The sequence below is a fragment of the Allobosea sp. P4_C6 genome (assembly GCF_056402015.1).
Map to the genome: position 1 here is coordinate 97,417 of NZ_JBFUIF010000015.1, position 20,190 is coordinate 117,606.

Sequence of the window (20,190 nt, forward strand, 5' to 3'; positions counted from 1 at the left end):
ATGCGGGTTCTCGTGATATCCCACGGCCATCCCTCGCTCTCGCTGGGCGGCGCGGAGATGGCGTCCTACAACCTGCACAAGGGTCTGCAGGCCAGCACCGACGTCGATTCCCACTACCTCGCCCGCATCGGTGCGCCGACGCCGCGCCATGCCGGCACGGCGCTGATGAGCCTGCGCCAGCGCGGCGGCGAACTGCTCTACTACGCCGAGGATTACGACCACTTCCTGATCTCCAACCGCGCGACGGAAGAGATCGAGCGCGATTTCGTGCGCGTCCTGAACGATTTGAAGCCGGACGTCGTGCATTTCCACCATTTCATCGGGCTCGGGCTCGAATGCCTGTTCGCGGTGCGCGACACCCTGCCGGACGCCCTGATCGTCGTGACCTTCCACGAATATCTCAGCATCTGCCACCACCACGGCCAGATGGTGAAGACCGGCGCTTTCAAGCTCTGCTACCGGTCCTCGCCAACCGACTGCAACGCCTGCTTCCCGGACATCTCGCCGGCCCGCTTCCTGGCGCGCGAGACCTTCATCAAGGGCATGCTGGGCCTCGCCGACCACTTCGTCTCGCCAAGCCGCTTCCTCGCCGACCGCTTCACCGACTGGGGCCTGGCCGAGGAGCGCTTCTCGGTGATCGAGAACGGCATCGACGTCGCCGCGCCCGCCCCGCCGCGCGCCCTGCCCGAGGGCAAGACGCGGCGCTCGCGCTTCGCCTATTTCGGTCAGCTCACGCCCTACAAGGGCGCGGACGTGCTGATCGACGCGGTGACCCGCATTCCCGATTCGCTCTGGGACGACGATGCGATCCTGCTCGTCTATGGCGGCAACCTCGAACGCCAGCCGCAGGCCTATCAGGACAAGTTCGCCAAGCTGGTCGAGAGCGCCGGGCGCCGCGTCCGCTTCTGCGGCGCCTTCCAGAACCACGAGATGCCGAACCTGATGCGCTCGGTCGACTGGGTGGTGATGCCTTCGGTCTGGTGGGAGAACTCGCCGATCGTCATCCAGGAGGCGTTCTTCCACGGGCGCCCGATCCTGGCGAGCAATCTCGGCGGCATGGCCGAGAAGATCACCGACGAGGTCGACGGCCTGCATTTCCGCTCCGGCAGCCCGGAGGATCTCGTCGACTGCATGACCCGCGCGCTGACCGAGCCGAAGCTCTGGGACCGGCTGCGCGGCGGCATCAAGCGCCCGCTCAGCCATGTCGAATGCGCCGGAACGCATCTCGAGCTCTATCGCCGCCTCATCGCCGAACGGGGTCAGCCAGCGCCGGTGCGGCGCGACGCCGCCGCGATGATCGCCTGAAGCCAACAGCACCATAAAACAGGGGAGAACCGAACCATGGCCCGCATCCTCGTCATCAGCCCGTCCGGGGAGGTCTACGACCACGACAATGTGCGCTGGTATCGCTATGCCGATCTCGCCAGCCATATCGAGCACTATCACAACATCGGCGACGCCTTCGTCTTCGATTCCTCGCTCAAGCTTCTGAATTTCGAGAAGCTCGACGAGCTGCCGATCGCCCATGTCGATCCGGCCGCGATCGACCGCTTCAATGCCGAATACGACTACGTCTTCCTGCGCGGCTCGAACTACATCCACGCGCAGATGAACTGGTCGCGCACGGCCGAGGTGCTGCGCCGCCTCAAACTGCCGGTCATCGCTTTCGGCATCGGCGCGCAGGCCCCCGTCAGCGGCAAGCTCGAACTCAGCGAAGACACCAAGACCGTCCTCAAGCTGATCTCCGATTCCACCGCTTCGCTCGGGGTGCGCGGCACCTATTCGGCCGAAGTGCTCAACGATCTCGGCATCCGCAATGTCCGCATCATCGGCTGCCCGACGGCGTTCCGGAACAACAATCCCGACCTCGCCATCCGCCTGCCCCCGCTGGAACAGGTCAAGACGGCTGGTGTCACGCTGCGGCGCGAGGTCTCCAAGACCTATGCCCAGGACATCAAGCGCTACCTCACCTTCCACCGCTCGCTGGTGAAGGCGATGGCCGACCGTTTCGAGGTCACGCTGATGTCGCAGGGCGAGGTCGAGGAGAAGAAGCTCGCGCTCGGCACACCCGAGCAGAAGGCGCAAGCCATGGCGGCGCTGCGCGACAACGCTTGGGCGCGCGACTGGTATCTCGATGAGCAGGTCGAGGGGCTCTACCAGAGCCGCATGTTCTATTCCGACGTGGTCGCCGAATATGAGCGGCTGGTGCGCGGGCTCGACCTTGTCCTCGGCTACCGGCTGCACGGCAACCTGATGGCGCTCGCCAACGGCACGCCCTCGATCTACTTCACCTATGACAGCCGCACCGTCGAATTCGCGGATACCTTCAAGATCCCGAGCGTCGACGTCTTCTCGGGCCAGGACTTCAGGCTCGAGGATTATTGGGAGCAGTCACGCTTCGACCGCTTCAACGCGGCTTACGCCCAGGTCTACGGGCGGATGCGCGACTTCCTGGTCGAGAACCGCGTCGACAATAAGATGGCGGGCCGCGCGGCTGCGGAGCCGCAGCGGAAGGTGGCATGAGGACCGCCCGCAGCCTCCCACGCGCGGCGCTGCTCCTCGCGACGCTGCTGCCCGCCTCGTTCGCCGGTGCCGCGGAAGGCCCGCGCTACCGGCTGGAGATCGCCCCCGGCGCGCAGGAGGAGACGGTCTTCGACTGGTCGAAGGAGCGCTGCCAGGAATGGCACATCCCTGACGCGCCGCTGCGCGCCTTCCGGGACGACAAGGGCGAAGTCGTCGCCTTCACCAGCCACCATCGCAACCGCGCGCTAATTGGCAACGGGCTCGACCGCATCAAGACCACCTGCGCGATCTCCTTCGAGGCGAAGAACAGCGCCGATCCCAGCCAGTTCAGCGACATGAGCTGGATCGCCGCGACCTGGACCAAGGACGGGCGCGACGTCTACGCGCTGATGCATGACGAGTATCACGCCGACCGCCACCCCGGCGCCTGCAAGTTCAAGGACGGCATGGCCTGCTGGTACAACGTCGTGACGGCGGCGCGCTCCGGCGACGGTGGCGCAAGCTTCAAGGTCGACGATCCGCCCACCGTCGTCGCCGCCCCGGCCTTCCGGCAGGAAGTCGGGCAGGGCCGTCATCGCGGCTTCTTCAACCCCTCCAACATCGTCGAGAAGGACGGCGCCTGGTATGCGCTGATCGCGACGACCGGCGGCGAGGGCCAGAAGGGCGGCACCTGCCTCTACCGCACGACCGATATCACTGATGCGAAGGCCTGGCGCGCCTTCGACGGGCAGGATTTCACCGTTCCGCCCGTCGACCCCTACCGTCAGGACACCGCGCAGGCAAAGCCCTGCCAGCCGCTGAAGGTGCTGCCGACGACGGTCGGCTCGGTGACGCGCCACGAGGCGAGCGGATTATGGCTCTCCATCTTCCATCTCGGCCCAGACGCGAAGCAGGGCGTTGCCGGCGGCCGCGTCGCCTATAGCTGGTCGAAGGACCTGAGGAACTGGTCTCCGCTGCAGACCCTGCTCACCCATCCGACGATGTGGAGCAAGGATTGCGGCGACAGCGTGCGCTACGCCTATGGCGCCGTCGCCGACCCCGCCTCGCCCTCGCGCAATTTCGAGACGACGGGCGATGAGCCCTACCTGTTCATGACCAAGATGCACGTCACCGGCTGCAAGATGGGGCCGCAGCGCGACCTCGTCCGCATCAAGGTCCGTATCGTGAAAGAGACACCATGAACGCGCCTGCTCACGATTTCACCGCCAGCCAGACCGTGCAGACCATGAAGATCCTGCGTGCGACCACCGAAGAGGTGGTCGTGCTCGTTGCCCGCGAACCGGGCGGAGGCTGGCCGTCCCTGAGGCTCCTGCTCGACGGGCAGGACTACGCCACGATCCATCCAGGCGCCCTCGTCACCGGCGACGCGACCGTCGCCGAGATCGCGATCCCGCTGCCCGCCCTGCCCGAGACGCGGCTGCGTGCCATTGCGGTCGCCGATGCGCGCACCGGCGCGCTGGCCCCCGGCTCGGAGGTGCGCCCGGTCGCGACGGCGAAGAACCTGCGGGCCCTCGTCATCTATCCCGCCGGCGAGGTCTACGAACACGACAAGGTGCGCTGGTATCGCGCCCCGCTGGAGCGGCTGCTCGCCGACTATTTCAACATCGGCGACATGATCGTCTTCGACTCCACGCTCAAGCTGCTGCGCTATGCGCATCTCGAGCCGATGAAGATCATGAACCCGACCGAGGCCGACATCGAGCGCTATGCGAGCGATTTCGATTTCGTCTTCGTGCGCGGCTCGAACTTCATCCACGAGAAGATGGAGTGGTTCAAGGCCGTCGAGGTGCTGGAGAAGGTCAAGCTGCCGGTCTACGCCATCGGCGTCGGCGCACAGGCCAGCCAGAACCGCGCAATCGAGCTGTCCGAGGCCTCGAAGCGCTTCTGGCAGATCGTAGGAGACCGCTCTGCGGCCATCGGCGTGCGCGGCGCCTTCAGCGCCGAGACGCTCCGCCGCAACGGCATCGGCAATGTCGAGGTCGTCGGCTGCCCCTCGATCTTCCGCACCCGCAACCGCGACCTGCATATCCGCGTCCCCGATCAGCGCGAGATCCGCAAGGTCGCCTTCAGCCTGCGTCGCGAGGCCGACAAGAGCTACACGGTCGATCCGGAAGCCTATCTGCGCAACCAACGCGCCGCCCTGCTCAAGGTCGATGGCCAGAGCGAGATGGTGATGTCCTCCCATGGCGAGCAGGAGGAGAAGGCCTTCTTCCTGCGCGACGAGGAAGCGAAGGAGAAGGCCATCGCCGAATTCGCCAGGACCGGCTGGTGGGACGGCCCCGACGACCGACGCATGCGCGAGATCTACGAGCGCAAGCTCTTCACCTTCTTCGACGTCGAGGATTACGACCGCTTCGCGCAGAGCGTCGACCTCGCGGTCGGCTACCGCGTCCACGGCGTGCTGCCGGCCGTCGCACACGGAGTGCCGGGCGTTCTGGTCGCCTACGACACGCGCAGCCAGGAACTGGCGGAGACGCTGAAGATCCCGGTCGTGCCCGAGGAGGCGCTGGCAGAGGGCGGTTGGCGCGCGGTCTATCGCGAGGCGGCGCTGAACGGGCTCGCGAAGTCCTATGCGGCCTCCTACGACCGGATGCGGGCCTTCCTCGACCATAACGGCGTCCCACACCGGATGTGATCGGCGGAGACCAGCGATGAAGAAGGTCGCCGTGGTGACGATGCAGTACAACGAGGCGTTCTACGTCTCGCGCTGGATCGAGTATTATTCCGGGCTCGTCGGGCGCGAGAACCTCTATGTCGTCGATCACGACAGCGACGAGGAAATCCGCGAGACCCTGCAGGGGGTCAGCGTCGTGCGCTATCCCCGCTCTGCGCTGGACGATCAGGAGCGCGCACGCTTCATCTCGAAGCTCGTCGGTGCGCTGCTCGAACTCTACGAAACCGTGATCTATTGCGATTGCGACGAGTTCATCAGCCATGATCCCCGCCGTTTCGAGAGCTTCGGCGACTGGCTGGATGCCACAGATTTCGAGCACGCGACCTGCATCGGCTTCAACGTGACGCCGATGTTGCAGGAGGAGAACGCGGCTCTGCTCGACGGCCCGGTGCTGCGCCAGCGCGGCCATGTCCGCTTCGTCTCGCCGATGTGCAAGACGCTGATCGTGCGCAAGCCTGTGCGCTGGGGCGGCGGCTTCCACCACGCCAACCGCCCGCCGCATTTCTCCGGCGCCTATCTGTTCCACCTGAAATACGCCGATCTCGGCGAGCGCGTGCACCGGCAATCCCTGACGCGCGGGCTCGACTTCGCCCAGGCCGATCAGGGCCACCACCAGCGCAATAGCGATCTCGATCTGCTCAACCTCTACCGCAGCTTCGACAGGCTGGAACGCCGGGAGTGGGAGGACGAGGCGATCGAGCGCTACTGCCAAAGCTTCATCGAGGGCATCAAGCCCTCGGAGCGCGGCGGCGAGGTCGGGACGATGTATGTCGCGCCGCTCGACATCGCCGGCGGCGAAGCCTGGCGATTGCCCGACAGCTTCCGCGGCTTGTTCTGACGCGGACGCCGCAGGCGGTATCCCGATCTCAGGCGACCGCGGGGCTTGAGGGCGGAGCGCTCTGGGCGGCCTGCGCACCATGCAGGCTGCGATAGCGCCCGTCCTTGCGGGCGAGCAGCTGGGCGTGGCTGCCCTGCTCGACGACGTGCCCGTTCTCGACCACGACGATCCGATCGGCATTGCCGATGGTGGCGAGCCGGTGCGCGATCACCAGCGTGGTCCGGCCGCGCGAGAGTTCCGCCAGCGATTGCTGGATCGCCTTCTCGGTCTCGGTGTCGAGCGCCGAGGTCGCCTCGTCGAGGATCAGGATCGGCGGGTTCTTCAGGAAGATGCGGGCGATGGCGAGGCGCTGCTTCTGGCCGCCGGAGAGCTTGACGCCGCGCTCGCCGATCACCGTGTCGAGGCCCTGCGGCAGCGCCGCGATCACGCCGTCGAGCCGGGCGCGGCGGGCCGCCTCGACGATCTCATCCTCGGTCGCGTCCAGCCGGCCATAGGCGATGTTGTCGCGGATCGAGCCGGCGAACAGGAAGACGTCCTGCTGCACGATGCCGATATTGGAACGCAGCGACTTCAGCGTCATGTCGCGGATGTCGATGCCGTCGATCAGGATCGCGCCGCCCGAGACCTCGTAGAAGCGCGGCAGCAGCGAGCAGATCGTGGTCTTGCCCGCGCCGGAGGGACCGACGAAAGCGATCGTCTCGCCGGCGCGGATATCGAGGCTGAGATCGGCGAAGACCGGCCTCTCCGCACTGTACCCGAACCGTACGTCGCGATAGGCGATGTCGCCCTTCAGCCGCTGGATCGGATTGGCGCCGGGCCGATCGGCGACATCCGGCCGTGTTTCGAGGAAGGCGAGATAGCGCTGGAAGCCGGCGATGCCCTTCGGATAGCTCTCGATCACCGCGTTGATCTTGTCGACCGGGCGGAAGAACACGCCGACCAGCAGCAGGAAGCCGACGAAGCCACCCGCCGACAGCTCGCCGCGCACCACGAACCACCCGCCCGCCAGCATCACCACGACCTGCACGAAGCGCATCGAGAGATAGGAGAGCGAGGTCGACGCCGCCATCAGCTTGTAGGCCTGGAGCTTGGTGTCACGGTAATGGCGGTTGCTCTCGGCGAAGAGCCGGCGCTCGTGATCCTCGTTGGCGAAGGCCTGGACGACGCGGATGCCGCCGACATTCTCTTCGATGCGGGCGTTGAAGTCCCCGACCCGGCCGTAGAGCGCGTGCCAGTTCGTGGTCATGCGGCTGCCGTAGCGGATAGTGACGAACGCCGTGAGCGGCACGACGAGCGCGGTGATGATGGCGAGCGGGGCGTGCACCCACATCATCAGCGCGAAGGCGCCGATCAGCGTCATCACCGCGATGAACAGGTCTTCCGGGCCGTGATGGGCGACCTCGCCGATCTCCTCGAGATCCTTGGTCAGCCGTGCCACGAGATGGCCGGTCTTCTGGTTGTCGAAGAAGCCGAAGGAGAGCTTCTGGAGGTGGTCGAAGGCCTTGGCGCGCATCTCGGTCTCGATGCCGATGCCGAGCATGTGGCCCCAATAGGTGACCACGACCTGAAGGCCCGCGCTGGCCAGATACGCGACGAACAGGACGGCACCGGCGATGGCGATCATGCCGATCTCGCCGGTCGGCAGCAGCCGGTCGATGAACAGCGTCACCGCGACAGGAAAAGCGAGTTCGAGCAGGCCGGCCGCGACCGCGCAGCAGAAATCCAGCAGGAAAAGGCCACGATGCGGCCGATAATAGGCGGCGAACCGCTTGATCAGATCCATGTCGGTCTCCGCGGCGATCGCGCTCAGGCTGGCAGGGCGATCGGACGCTGTGTCTGCGGATGGGCGATGACGCTCATGTCGACGCCGTAGATACGGRCAAGCTGCTCGGAGGTCATCACGTCCTCGGGCGTTCCCCTGACGATCATCCTGCCGGAATGCAGCGCGATGATCTCGTCGCAGAATCGCGCCGCCATATTGACGTCGTGCAGCACGACGATGACGCCGAGCCCCCGATCAGCGGAAAGCTTGTGCACCAGAGACAGCACCTCGATCTGATGGGCGATGTCGAGGGCCGAGGTCGGCTCGTCGAGGAGCAGGCACTCGGCATCCTGGGCGACCAGCATGGCGAGCCAGACGCGCTGGCGCTCGCCGCCCGAAAGCGTGTCGACCAGCCGGTCTGCGAAGCGCTCGACATCCGTCAGCACCATGGCTTCAGCGACCTTCTCGCGATCCTTGGCGCCGAAGCGGCCGAGCGCGCCATGCCAGGGATAGCGGCCGAGCGCGACGAGTTCCTTGACCAGCAGCCCGGACGAGGGCGGCGTCTGCTGCGGCAGATAGGCGACCTTGCGCGCAAAGGCGCGGCCGTTCCAGGCATCGAGCGCCTTGCCTTCGAACCGGATCGCCCCGCCCGAGGGCGCCTGCTGGCGCGCCAGAAGCTTGAGCAGCGTCGACTTGCCCGAGCCGTTATGACCGATCAGCCCGATGACGCGCTGCGTCGGCAGCGACAATGTCAGCGGCTCCAGCAGCACGCGGCCCGGTACGCTGAACGTCAAACCCTCCAGCTCGAAGAGATCGCCCTGGCCGCCTGACAAGGAAACGCTCCCCGCCATCGACAGAGCTTGCGCTGCCAGAAGGCCGTCGCCGTGCGGAAATGCGGAAGCCTTGCTCTCCATGATCGAACTCGCCTTCGGGGGGTCGCTGGGGTTTCAGCCGTTGCGCCTCGCCCTACACCGCCGCGGCCGATGGCGGAAGTAGGGTGTTCCATTTCAGAATCGCATTGTCCGGTCCGGCCATGCGCCGGTCACCGTGTGCAGGGCTCTCGCGTACGGAACGCAAGAAAGGCCTGCGACAGATTGCCCGCCTCAGCCGAGCAGCGCCGAGCCCTGCACCGTGCCGCGCCGCCACGCGGCCGGCGTCTCGCCGACCATGCGCCGGAAGACGCGGGTGAAATGTGCCTGGTCGGAAAAGCCTGCTTCCACCGCCACCTCCGTCAGCGACCTGTCGCCGGCAGCAAGCAGGCGCTGGCCGCGCTCGATCCTGGCCTTGAGCTGCCACTGATGCGGCGGCAGCCCGGTCGAGGCCTTGAAGGCGTGGCTGAAATGCGATTGCGACAGGCCGACGAGCTCGGCGAGGTCCTGCAGGCGGATCGTGCCCGCCGCATGCTGGGTGATGTAGTCGGTCGCCGCCTTGAGCTGCCAGCTCGTCAACGGGGTCCTGCGGCGCGGCGCGCTGCCGCGCACGCCCAGCAGATCGATCAGCACGGCCAGAACCAGCCCGTCGCCATAGAGATCGTGCCGCCCATGGGGTTCGGCGCATTCGCCCGCGATGAGCCGGGCCAGCGTCTGGATACGCTCGTTCGAGAACATGATCCGCGGCTGCGTCAGCAGGTCGGGCGACAGGGCCTCCCCGAGGCGCTCGCTCACCTCGGCCGCATCGAAATGCAGATCGAGATGGCGGATGCGCATGCGCTGCTGCGTGTGCCCCCAGACCGGCACGCCGGCCGGCATGAAGCTGATCGAATGCGCCCGCCCCCGGCTGGAGACGCCGGGCTCCGATGCGTTCAGCCGCGTCTCGAAATTGCCCCCGACCTTGTCGAGCACCACGAACAGGCGCGGATGCTCCGAGACATACTCGCCTTTCGCCCCGGCCTGGCATTCCGCCTGCCAGAGATCGGCGACGACGCCGTTCCAGACGCGGTATTTGAGCGAGCCGATCACGCTGATGCCTTCGCGGACCGAATGCATGCGTGGCTGGAAACCCATATCTGCCTCTCCGATGGCCGGGCACTTGCGCCGCGGTGCGTGATCGAAATGCAACGCGAAGACCACAATTGTACCTGCACGCCCAGAAACGTTCAATGCATCACAGGAACGATCAATCCAGAATTTCGCAACGATGATACGGCACATCGTGAAGCAGTGCCCCGATTTTGAATGGTTCTAAATTCAACCAATTCTGCTGAGGCACTCAATATTGGGGCTTGAACCGGTTATGTGCTATTTTACGAATATGAAGAGCCATTTTATTCTTTGCTCGACTGCATCGCTCGCAGCGCTCCTTTACGGCGGCGCGGCGCTCGCTCAAACCCCACCGGGGCCGACGGTCCAGCTCGACACCATCACGGTCAAAGGCCAGGCCGACACCGCGGCGGGGCCTGTCAACGGCTATGTCGCAACGCGCTCGGCCACGGGCTCGAAGGACAACACCCCGATCATCGCGATTCCGCAGGCCGTCTCCGTGGTCGGCCGCGAGGAGATCGACGATCGCAAGGCCCTCAAGGTCGATGAAGCCCTGCGCTACACAGCCGGCGTCGCCGCGCAGACCTTCGGGCCCGATCCCGATACCGACTGGTTCTACATCCGCGGCTTCCAGGCGACGCAGACCGGCGTCTTCATGGACGGCCTCCAGCTCTATTCCTACGGCTTCGGCGGCTTCCAGATCGACCCGTTCCTGCTCGAGCGCGTCGAGGTCCTGAAGGGCCCGGCCTCCGTGCTCTATGGCGGCGCCAATCCGGGCGGCATCATCAACCTCGTCAGCAAGCGCCCGAACGGCAAGAACTTCGGCAATGTCGAGGTCGGCATCAATAATTTCGGCAACGCCTATGTCGGCATCGATGTCGGCGTCAGCGACAAGAAGGGCATCTGGAGCACGCGCCTGACGGGCAGACTCTCGGGCGGCGACCAGTACACCGACTATTCCAAGGATTTCCGCGGCGTGATCATGCCGCAGATCACCTACCAGCCGACCGGCGCCACCCGTTTCACCGCCTACGGTATGTACGCGGCGCTCGATCAGGTCCGTGTCGGCGGCGGCTTCCTGCCCTATGTCGGCACGGTGGTGAACGCGCCCTTCGGCAAGATCCGCCGCGACGCCTTCTTCGGCGAGCCGGCGATCGACGATCAGGAGCGCACCCAGACGCTCGTCGGCTACGAGTTCCAGCACCAGTTCGCCAACAACTGGAATTTCACGCAGAACATGCGCTACGGCGTGATGACGGGCTCGCAGCTCGGCCCCTACGGCTACGGCTACTTCGCCCCGGATTCACCCTTCGGCAATCGCTTCCAGCCGGTGGGGCCGGACTACCAGCTCTACCGCATCGGCTTCCAGGAGCGGACGCGGGTCAGGACGTTCACGGTCGACAACCGCATCGACGGCAAGGTCGATACCGGCCCGCTGCAGCATTCGCTGCTGTTCGGCGTCGACTACAAATACTTCAACATCGACCACACGCAGGCTTCGGGCGGCGCCACGCCGATCAGCGTCACCAACCCGATCTACGGCGCACCGCAGGGCGTGCCCGGCGTCTATCTCGATCAGGACCTGAAGCATCATCAGCTCGGCTTCTACGCGCAGGACCAGATCCGCTTCGGCGGCGGCTGGCTGCTTGCTGAACGGCCGCTACGACTATGTCGACAAGAAGTCGGTCAGCGCGTCCGGGCTGCTGTTCTCGCCGAGCTACGAGAAGGAGGAGGCCGCCTGGAGCGGCCGCGCCGGCCTCGCCTATGAATTCGCCAACGGGCTGACCCCCTATGCCAGCGTCGCAACCTTCTTCAACCCGGTCTTCGACGCGAACCCGAACCTCACCGGCGGGGCAGCGCAGCCCTTCCGTCCGGAAGAGGGCCGGCAGTTCGAGGCCGGCGTGAAGTACAAGCCGACCTTCATGGACGCGCTGCTCACGGCCTCGGTCTTCCACCTCACCAAGCAGAACGTGCTGAACCCGGCGCCGACGGCGATCAATCTCTTTGCCCAGCAGCAGCTCGGCGAAGTGACGTCGCGCGGCGTCGAGTTCGAGGCCAAGGCCAACGTCACCAAGGACCTGAAGCTGCTCGCCTCCTTCACCGCCTTCGACCTGAAGACGACCAAGGACACCCGCCCGCTGCTCGTCGGCAAGACGCCGATCGTGGTACCCGAGGTCACCGCCTCCGCCTGGCTCGACTACACTGTGCCGGAGGGCTTCTTCAAAGGCGTCGGGCTCGGCGCCGGCGTGCGCTATGTCGGCCGCTCCTTCGCCGATGCCGAGAACACGCTGAAGGTGCCGGCCGCGACCCTCGTCGATGCGGCGATCCGCTACCAGATCGGCAACTGGGGCATGGCGGTCAACGTCACCAACCTCTTCGACAAGACCTATGTGAAGAGCTGCAACGGCTATTCCGGCTGCGGCTACGGCGATGCCCGCACCGTCACCGTCTCGGCGAATTACCGCTGGTAAGGGCGCCATCAACCACTCAAGGCCGCGGCCGCCCGCTGCGGCCTTGGGCTGTGCTCGAACATATTGAATTTGCATGGAACCACGCCGTCATCCGGGGCTTGACCCGGAATCCATGCCGGAGCTTCCAGGAGATCGTCAGGCATGGATCCCGGATCGCCGCTTCGCTGCGTCCGGGATGACATACGGTTCAATCAGAACGCAGCACGCGCTAGACCCTGATAGATGATCGCCCTCCCTCCATTCCCGACACGACGCGGCGCGCTCGCGCTTCTCGCGGCTGCGGGCCTGCCGCTGCCGGCCCGGGCGGCCGGCCTGCGCGTCGCGACCGTCGACTGGTCGGTGCTGGAGACATTGCTCGCGCTCGAAGCTCCCCCGGTCGCCGCACCGGAATTGCGGCAGTTCCGCGAGGTCGCGGTCGAGCCGCAGGTGCCGGCAGGGGTCACCGATCTCGGCCTGCGCGGCACCGTCAACTTCGAATTGCTGCTGCTGTCGCGTCCTGAGCTGATCTACTCGTCGAGCTTCTATGTCTCGTCCGAACCACGTTTGCGCCGGATCGCGCCGGTCGAGAGCTTCTCGATCTATGCGCCGGGGCGAGCCCCCTATGAGCCGGCGGTCGCCATGACCCGCAGCATCGGCGAGCGCCTCGGCATCGCCGCGAGGGCCGAGCGCTACATCGCCGAGACCGAGGCCGAACTCGCGACCCTGCGCGAACGGCTGAAGCCCCATGCCGCGCGCCCGGTGATCCCGGTCAATCTCGGCGACACCAGGCATTTCCGCGTGTTCGGCGCCGACAGCATGTTCGGCGAAGTGCTGAAGCGTCTCGGCCTCGCCAATGCCTGGACGGACCAGACGAGCTATTCCGCCATGGCGCCGATCGGCCTCGAGGCGCTCGTTCGCGTACCCGATGCCTTCGTCGCGCTGATCCCGCCGGTGCCGCCCGGCGCGATGCGCACGCTCGCGGCCAGCGCCTTCTGGAACGCCCTGCCCAATCTTCGCGACGGGCGATTGCTGGAGCTCGGCTCGATCAATCCCTATGGTGGCCTGCCCGCGGCACGGCGCTTCGCGCGGCTGCTGGCAGAGGCTTTGCTCAAGGCGGAGACGGCGCGTGGCTGAAGCCGTCCAGCCCGCGCGGCCGCTGCGGAAAGGCCATCCCGGCGCCTGGCTCCTGGCCGCGCTGACAGCGGCAGCGCTCCTCGCCACCGTCGTGGCCACGCGGCCGCCGCTGCCCGGCTCGCCGGAGCTCGCCCGGTCACTCGAAAACATCCTGCTCTGGCAAAGCCTGATGCCGCGCGCCGTCACGGCGCTGATATGCGGCGCCGCGCTCGGGCTCGCCGGCATGCTGCTGCAGCGCGTTTTGCGCAACCCGATCGCCGACGCCTCGACGCTAGGTGTCGCCTCCGGCGCGCAGCTCGCGCTCACCATCGCCACGGCCTATGCACCCGCATTGATCGCCTTCTCGCGCGAAGGCGTCGCGCTGGTCGGCGCCATCGTCGCGGTCGCCCTCGTCCTCGGCCTGAGCTGGCGCCGCGGTCTCGACCCGAGGACCGTGGTGCTCTCGGGCATGGTGGTCTCGCTGGTCTCGGCGGCGGCAAGCGCGACCGTCATCCTCGCCAAGGGCGAATATGTGCTGTCGCTCTTCATCTGGGGCGCCGGCTCGCTCAACCAGCAGAGCTGGGATGTGGCTCTGGCGCTCGGCCCGCGCTTTCTGCTGAGCGCGCTTGCCGCCGCGCTGCTGCTTCGCCCCCTCGCCTTGCTGGGGCTCGACGAGGATATGGCCCGCAGCCTCGGCCTCGCCCTGCATGCCACCCGCCTCGCCGTGCTCGGCATCGCCATCTGGCTCGCGGCCAGCGTCACGGCCGAGGTCGGCGTGATCGGCTTCGTCGGACTGGCCGCACCGGCACTCGCCCGTGAACTCGGCGCCCGTACGCCGCGCCAGATGCTGCTCGCGGCGCCCACGCTCGGCGCGCTGCTCCTGTCGATCACCGACAGCGCCGTGCAGCTGCTGGGCTCCGGCTTCAACGACCTCGCCCCGACCGGCGCCGCGACCGCCCTGTTCGGTGGGCGTTTGCTGCTGTGGCTGATGCGGCGCGTCCCGCCTGCCCTGCCGCCTCAGGCAACCGACGCCGTGCCGGGCGCCGACCGAACCTCGAGATCGTTCCGGGCTCTCGCGCCGCTTGCCGCGCTCATCATGGCGGTCGCTGCGCTCGGCCTTGTTCTCGGGCGCGGACCTGACGGGTGGGGCCTCGCGGCCGGCCCGCTCTTCTGGGAGCTGCTGCCCTTCCGCGGCCCGCGCCTCGTCGCAGCCGGAACAGCGGGCGCATTGCTCGGCGCTGCCGGCTGCCTGATGCAGCGCCTCACCGCCAATCCGCTCGCGGGACCCGAAGTGCTCGGCGTCAGCGCCGGTGGCGGCGTCGGGTTGCTGCTTGCGCTCAGCCTATTGCCGGCGAGTCCCTTTGCGATGCTGGCCGGCATCGCGGGCGGCTCGCTCGCCGTGCTCCTGGTCATGCTGCTCTTCGCCGCGCGCCCGGGGGTCGGGCCGCAACGCCTGCTGCTCGCCGGCATCGCCATGGGCGCGCTCTGCATGGCCGTGGTCTCGACCGCGATGGCTCAGGGCGATCTGCGCGCCTACATGCTGCTGGTCTGGCTGTCGGGCTCGACCAACCGCGCCGGCGAAGTCGAGGCCTGGACCGGCCTCATCGCCTGCATCGTGCTGATCGCGCCGCTCCTGCTCGCGGTGCGCTGGCTCGACCTGCTGCCGCTGGGAGAGGCGACGAGCCGCAGCCTCGGCCTGCCGGTCGAGCGCAGCCGGCTCTATCTCGCCGCGCTGGCTGCCCTGATGACGGCGGTCGCGTCGCTTCTGGTCGGACCGTTGAGCCTGATCGGGCTCATCGCCCCGCACCTCGCCCGTCTCGCCGGTTTCGCGCGCAGCCGCGACCAGTTGCTCGCGTCGGTCCTGATCGGCTGCGGCGTGATGATCCTCGCAGATTGGCTCGCGCGCGTCTTCGCGGGCTGCGAGCAGGCCGCCGCGCGCGCCATCCGCAAGCATCTGCGCCAAGAGCGCAAACTGCCGAAGGACCGCCATCTCGTCGCCGCCTATTGGCGCCGCGGTCATTCCGACGTGCACGACCACGGCGATTGAGAGCCCGGCCGGCCGCGCCCCGTGACGGGTACGAGGCCGGCCGGACTCTCGGTCTGTCGAGGCGCTGATCGCGGAGAGCGGCCGTCAGGCCGCTTTCTTGCCCGCGTCGAACGGGATCTCGATGTCGACAGCCAGCGTCGAGACCTGGGCGCCGCGTTCCATGCGGACGCTGACCTTCTCGTCGTCGACCTGCATGTGCTTCGAGATCGCGCGCAGGATTTCATCCCTGAGCTTGGTGACGAGGTCGGAGTCGCCGACGGCGGCGCGCTCATGCGCCAGCAGCACCTGCAGTCGCTCGCGCGCAGCCGGGGCCGACTGGGAGCGGGAGAAAAGACGGAGCAGGTTCATGCCGCTTTCCTTCCGAAGAACTTGCCGAAGAAGCCGCGCTTCTCCCCGGGGATGGTGATCGGCAGGGCCTCGCCCTTGAGCCGGCGCGCCGCTTCGAAATAGGCGATCGCAGGCGCGCTGCGCTCGTCCGCCAGCGTGACGGGAGAACCGACGTTCGAGGCCCGCAACACGTCCATGCTTTCGGGAACGATGCCGAGCAGCGGAATCGACAGGATTTCGAGGACATCGTCCACCTTCAGCATGTCGCCGCGCTCGGCCCTGACGGGGTCGTAGCGGGTGAGCAGCAGATGCTTCTCCATGCGCTCGCCGTTCTCGGCCTTGAGCGTCTTGGAATCGAGCAGGCCGATGATCCGGTCGGAATCGCGCACCGAAGAGACTTCCGGATTGGTGACGACGATGGCGATATCGGCATGGCGCATCGCCAGCGTCGCGCCGCGCTCGATGCCGGCCGGGCTGTCGCAGATCACCCAGTCGAACGAATGCTTGAGGGCACCGATGACCGCCTCGACGCCCTGCGCCGTCAGGTTGTCCTTGTCGCGCGTCTGCGAGGCCGGCAGCAGGTAGAGCGTCTCGAGCCGCTTGTCGCGGATAAGCGCCTGCGTCAGCTTGGCTTCGCCCTGGATCACGTTGACGAGGTCGTAGACCACGCGCCGTTCGGCGCCCATGACCAGGTCCAGATTGCGCAGCCCGACGTCGAAATCGACGACCACGACCTTCTCGCCGTTCTGGGCGAGGGCTGCGCCCAGCGCTGCCGACGACGTCGTCTTGCCGACGCCACCTTTGCCCGATGTGACCACGATGACCTTGCCCATTGACCTCTCCTGTTGATGTGGACGCGCCTTAGGCGAGTGATCCGACCTTGAAACTGTCGCCTTCCAGCCAGAACTGGACGGCCTTCCCGCGCAGGTCCGTTTCCAGGTCCTCGGCCGTCTTGTAGTAACCGTCGATAGCGACCAGCTCGGCTTCGAGCTTGCGGCAGAAGATGCGCGCCGAGGCGTTGCCCATCGTTCCGGCCATGGCCCGGCCCCGCAGCGTGCCGTAGATGTGGATCGAGCCACCCGCGATGACCTCGGCCCCCGAGGCGACCGAGCCGACGATGGTCACGTCGCCTTCGGTGAAGATCACCGACTGGCCCGAACGCACGGGTTGGGTCACGACCAGGGAAGGCGCCGCCTTCGGCACTGGGATGGACGGCGGGGCGGCGCTTTCGGACGCATGAGACTGGCCGCCCTCGTCCGCCGCGGGCACCTCGATATCCGAAGTCGGGCGGCCATCCGTCATCGCCGGCGGCAGATCCGCCCCGAGCAGCGAGGGGCGCGCGCCCTCGATGCCCATGATCCGCACATTGCGGGTGCCGAGCCTGTCGATCAGGTCACGAAGCTGCGGACGGTCGACATCCAGCCCGGTGATATCGAGAACCACCGGCCGCCGCATGAAGAAGCCGGTCGAGCGCGAAGCCAGGTCGTCGAGCCGCGCCAGCCAGTCTTCGAAGGGAAGCTCCGGGGTCAGCGACAGCGCAAGGAAGCTGCGCCCCTTGAGACGAATGGGTCGGGGTTGGGTTAACACGCCGGTCATCTTGGTAAATTTTCGGTTTCTTCGGTGTATCGAGCGTATGGTTAACAAGCGGTAAACCGCTGGCTCGTATCCACGGGAAGAAGCCGACGGCATGCGCCGGACCGTCCGGCCGAGGCCGGGGGCAAGAGCCGCTCGTTGCGCGCGACGGCGGCCTGAGTTCCAGCCCGAATTCGCCTGGGATAGCCCGCTTATTCCGCCGGAGCGGCCGTCTCCGACGCTCCCTGCGCGAGACAGTAGAACGCCAGCGAAGCAAGCCAGACGATCAGGCCGAACACGGCGGCGCCGGCCAGGACCAGTCCGAACCCGCCCTGCGCATGCAGGAGCGCCAGCATCGGAACGACGAAACCGCTCACGGTGAAGCCGAGAAAATATCGCACGCTGAACGCCTTGGCGCGGTGCTGGGCCGGCACGTAGCGGGCGACCATCGCATCGTTGACGACGACCTGCCCGTAGATCGCGGCGATCGTCAGAACGAGGCCGACCAGCAGCAGCAGGCCCTGCGTCGTGGCCGCGATCACAAGGCCGAGCGGCTGGAAGAGAGCAAGGCCGACGAACAGCGAAGGCAGCGTATAACGGTCCACCAAGCGGCCCATCAGCCACTGCATTCCGGCCCCGAACACGAAGACCAGTGTCGCCAGGGAGCCGATGAGCGCCAGCGGCAGGTCGAGGCCGAGCCGTTCGTCGATGACTTTCGGCAGCGCGATCGTGGTGATGTTGAAGGTCATGCCGCCGGCGATGACCGCGACGGCGAACACGGCGAGAAGCGCCAGCGGGCGGCTGACCGGGATGAGCTCGGTCTTCCCGGTCCGGCTCGCATGCGGCGTCCCGTCACCGGGAACGAGCGCGATGAAGGCCGCTCCAAGCGCGAGGCAGACGAGGCCGGGCAGCACGAAGGCAGCGCGCCAGCCGAGGCTTGCCGCCAGAAGGGCGGTGACGCCGGCCGCCGAAGCCGCGCCGAGATTGCCCCAGACCGCGTTGATCCCGAGATCGCGCCCGAGCTGGCGGGCATGATTGACCAGCATCGTCGAGCCGACCGGGTGATAGATCGCCGATGCCACGCCGAGCACGAGCAGCCAGCCCGCGAAGGCCGTCGGCCCGTTCGCGCTGGCGACGCCGAGGCAGGAAACCCCATAGCCGAGGAAGAACACGGCGAGCATGTTGCGCCGGCCGAAGCGATCCGAAAGCCATCCCATCGGCAGGGAACACAGGCCGAAGGCGACGAAGGCGCCCGTCGCAAGCCCGATGAGCTCGGCGTAGCTCAGGCCGGTCTGCGCCGCGATGGCGATCACGGCCGTCGGATAGATCAGCAGCACGAAGTGATCGAGCGCATGCGCGGCGTTGACGAAGAGGAGCGTTCGCTTGGACAGCGTCTCGGGGCTCATGGGCCATGCTCTTGGCGGCGACGGAATCTTCTACCTTGACCCGTGGCCGCCGTCGGGCCGTTATTCAGCATGATCGGGCCAAAAGGAGCGCGCCCATGCGCCGCGAAAGCGACGCCTATCAAACGGTTCCGCGCGCAGTCGCCGTCATGCCCAGGACCTATGAGGCGGGCGCGAGCACCGGCTGGCACAGTCATCCGCGCGCTCAGTTGCTTTACGCCACCACCGGCTTGACGCTGGTGACGGCGGAGGACGGCACCTGGATTCTGCCCGCGCGCCATGCGCTGTGGATTCCGCCGGGGCTTTCCCATGAGGTGAGAATGCACGGGCAGGTTTCCATGTGTTCGGCCTATATCGCGCCCGAAGCCGTCGGAATTCTGCCGAAGGGCTGTCGCGTGCTCGAGGTGGCGCCGCTGCTGGCTGCCTCGCTGGTGGCACTGGCGGCCGAGCCCCTCCTCTATGAGGAAGGCGGGCGCGGCGGACATCTCGCCGCGCTGATCCTGGACGAGATCGCACGTGCCCCCGAAACACCTCTGACCTTGCCTCTGCCGCGAGATCCGCGATTGCGGCGTGTCTGCGATGCATTGCTGAAGGACCCCGCCTCGAACCTCGATCTCGACGACTGGGCCCAGCGCGCGGGAGCAAGCCGGCGCACGCTGACCCGCAGTTTCCGCACGGATACCGGCATGAGCTTCGGTGAATGGCGGACACGCATGCGCGTGGTGCGCGCGCTGGCCCTGGCGTCGGATGGCAGCCCTCCGCACCACATCGCCCGTGCCGTCGGCTATGCCAATCTGCGGGCGCTCCGCACAGCCGCCGCGCGGGTCCTCGGCAGCGCAGACCTGTCCTGGCGGAGTGGATCAGGCGCTGATCTGCGAGAGAACTAGCCGGGCTTCTTGAGGTCGATCACCTTGATGGTTCCGCTGGGCTCGCGCTCGGGAACCTCGCCGCCTCCGATTTCGACGGTGTCGGAGTGGTGCTTCTCGGCAGCAAGGCCTTCGGAGTCGCGCGGTTCATAGGGCGCATGTGGACCGGTCGGGTGAGCCGAGCGCGGGTTTGGGCCGGCTCGATGCTCGTTCTCCTCCCCGGGTTGCCCGGGGCGCCGAGCCGTCGAGTAGCCCGCGGGCGTATCGGTTTTGCGGTCTCGATCGATGTTCATGGGTTCACTCCTCTCAGAGTCGAACCTCCGCATCCGGATCAAGTTCCAGCATAGCGGCAGCAACCCTCCGGCTTGCAGCCCCACGCCCACCATTGGTGGTGGTCTCAATCGGTAATCGCAACACGCTACTTTTCCTTTGGAGATGGAGCGTGGGTGATGAAGCAGCGGCGGCGGATCTACTATTCGGCGGCCCAGCGGGCTGAGATCTGGGATCGCTGGAAGGCCGGCGAGTCGATGAGTTCGATTGGGCGGCGGTTCGATCGGGAGTCCTCTTCGGTGTTCTCGGTGCTTTCGCCGACGGGCGGCATTCGGCCTCCAGACCGGCGGCGGGCGCCGCGGGCGC

The 20,190-nt window shown here is 67.0% G+C and carries 16 protein-coding genes and 2 pseudogenes; 10 read left to right on the forward strand and 8 right to left on the reverse strand.

Going from position 1 to position 20,190, the window contains the following annotated elements:
* Genes AC1DVA_RS13245 through AC1DVA_RS13265 form a run of 5 tightly spaced genes read left to right on the forward strand, consistent with a single transcriptional unit; the run spans position 1 to position 6,035 of the window.
* On the forward strand, positions 1–1,305 hold the full coding sequence (locus AC1DVA_RS13245) for a glycosyltransferase family 4 protein (RefSeq protein ID WP_265050478.1): 1,305 nt from the start codon (positions 1–3) through the stop codon (positions 1,303–1,305).
* Between the two features lie 36 nt (positions 1,306–1,341).
* The gene (locus AC1DVA_RS13250) at positions 1,342–2,523 is read left to right on the forward strand and encodes a polysaccharide pyruvyl transferase family protein (protein WP_476806148.1); all 1,182 of its coding nucleotides are present in this window, start codon (positions 1,342–1,344) and stop codon (positions 2,521–2,523) included.
* Positions 2,520–3,704 (forward strand): hypothetical protein, encoded by a 1,185-nt coding sequence (locus AC1DVA_RS13255; protein ID WP_476806149.1) that lies wholly within the window; start codon positions 2,520–2,522, stop codon positions 3,702–3,704. Before AC1DVA_RS13250 ends, AC1DVA_RS13255 begins: the two co-directional genes overlap by 4 nt.
* Positions 3,701–5,158: a polysaccharide pyruvyl transferase family protein gene (locus AC1DVA_RS13260; RefSeq protein WP_476806150.1), complete on the forward strand. Its 1,458-nt coding sequence runs from the start codon at positions 3,701–3,703 to the stop codon at positions 5,156–5,158. Before AC1DVA_RS13255 ends, AC1DVA_RS13260 begins: the two co-directional genes overlap by 4 nt.
* Before the next feature lie 16 nt (positions 5,159–5,174).
* The gene (locus AC1DVA_RS13265; RefSeq protein ID WP_265050482.1) at positions 5,175–6,035 is read left to right on the forward strand and encodes a glycosyltransferase family 2 protein; all 861 of its coding nucleotides are present in this window, start codon (positions 5,175–5,177) and stop codon (positions 6,033–6,035) included.
* Between the two features lie 28 nt (positions 6,036–6,063).
* Here the strand turns inward: AC1DVA_RS13265 and AC1DVA_RS13270 are convergent, their stop codons facing one another.
* From AC1DVA_RS13270 to AC1DVA_RS13280, 3 genes are all read right to left on the reverse strand, one after another.
* Positions 6,064–7,818 (reverse strand): ABC transporter ATP-binding protein, encoded by a 1,755-nt coding sequence (locus AC1DVA_RS13270; protein ID WP_476806151.1) that lies wholly within the window; start codon positions 7,816–7,818, stop codon positions 6,064–6,066.
* Between the two features lie 23 nt (positions 7,819–7,841).
* On the reverse strand, positions 7,842–8,648 hold the full coding sequence (locus AC1DVA_RS13275) for an ATP-binding cassette domain-containing protein (RefSeq protein WP_476806158.1): 807 nt from the start codon (positions 8,646–8,648) through the stop codon (positions 7,842–7,844).
* A 252-nt stretch (positions 8,649–8,900) separates the two neighbouring features.
* Positions 8,901–9,800 carry an AraC family transcriptional regulator gene (locus tag AC1DVA_RS13280; protein ID WP_476806152.1) on the reverse strand — a complete coding sequence of 300 codons (900 nt, stop codon included), beginning with the start codon at positions 9,798–9,800 and terminating at the stop codon, positions 8,901–8,903.
* Between the two features lie 229 nt (positions 9,801–10,029).
* Between AC1DVA_RS13280 and AC1DVA_RS13285 the strand changes: the two are divergent.
* The 3 genes and pseudogenes from AC1DVA_RS13285 to fhuB all read left to right on the forward strand — a co-directional run bounded on the left by AC1DVA_RS13285 (position 10,030) and on the right by fhuB (position 15,386).
* A pseudogene (locus AC1DVA_RS13285) lies at positions 10,030–12,247 on the forward strand (TonB-dependent siderophore receptor).
* Positions 12,248–12,469: 222 nt separating this feature from the next.
* The gene (locus tag AC1DVA_RS13290) at positions 12,470–13,360 is read left to right on the forward strand and encodes an ABC transporter substrate-binding protein (protein WP_476806153.1); all 891 of its coding nucleotides are present in this window, start codon (positions 12,470–12,472) and stop codon (positions 13,358–13,360) included.
* A complete protein-coding gene (gene fhuB, locus AC1DVA_RS13295) occupies positions 13,353–15,386 on the forward strand; it encodes a Fe(3+)-hydroxamate ABC transporter permease FhuB (RefSeq protein WP_476806154.1) in 2,034 nt (677 codons plus the stop codon). The genes AC1DVA_RS13290 and fhuB overlap by 8 nt, the downstream gene beginning before the upstream one ends.
* Before the next feature lie 84 nt (positions 15,387–15,470).
* Here fhuB and minE read toward each other — a convergent pair whose 3' ends face one another.
* From minE to AC1DVA_RS13315, 4 genes are all read right to left on the reverse strand, one after another.
* On the reverse strand, positions 15,471–15,734 hold the full coding sequence (gene minE / locus AC1DVA_RS13300) for a cell division topological specificity factor MinE (RefSeq protein ID WP_265050490.1): 264 nt from the start codon (positions 15,732–15,734) through the stop codon (positions 15,471–15,473).
* Positions 15,731–16,546, reverse strand: coding sequence for a septum site-determining protein MinD (minD, locus tag AC1DVA_RS13305; RefSeq protein ID WP_265050491.1), 816 nt, complete (start codon positions 16,544–16,546; stop codon positions 15,731–15,733). Before minD ends, minE begins: the two co-directional genes overlap by 4 nt.
* A 28-nt stretch (positions 16,547–16,574) precedes the next feature.
* Complete coding sequence (gene minC, locus AC1DVA_RS13310) at positions 16,575–17,309, reverse strand: septum site-determining protein MinC (RefSeq protein ID WP_476806159.1); 735 nt, start codon at positions 17,307–17,309, stop codon at positions 16,575–16,577.
* 188 nt (positions 17,310–17,497) lie between these two features.
* Entirely contained in the window at positions 17,498–18,691 is a 1,194-nt protein-coding gene (locus AC1DVA_RS13315) for an MFS transporter (RefSeq protein ID WP_476806155.1), read from the reverse strand.
* Between the two features lie 95 nt (positions 18,692–18,786).
* Between AC1DVA_RS13315 and AC1DVA_RS13320 the strand changes: the two genes are divergently transcribed.
* Positions 18,787–19,575, forward strand: coding sequence for an AraC family ligand binding domain-containing protein (locus AC1DVA_RS13320; RefSeq protein ID WP_476806156.1), 789 nt, complete (start codon positions 18,787–18,789; stop codon positions 19,573–19,575).
* On the opposite strand, the gene AC1DVA_RS13325 is transcribed toward AC1DVA_RS13320, so the two are convergent.
* Positions 19,572–19,847 (reverse strand): hypothetical protein, encoded by a 276-nt coding sequence (locus AC1DVA_RS13325; protein WP_476806157.1) that lies wholly within the window; start codon positions 19,845–19,847, stop codon positions 19,572–19,574. The genes AC1DVA_RS13320 and AC1DVA_RS13325 overlap by 4 nt on opposite strands.
* 156 nt (positions 19,848–20,003) lie before the next feature.
* Between AC1DVA_RS13325 and AC1DVA_RS13330 the strand changes: the two are divergent.
* Positions 20,004–20,190, forward strand: a pseudogene (locus tag AC1DVA_RS13330) (IS30 family transposase); the annotation flags it as partial.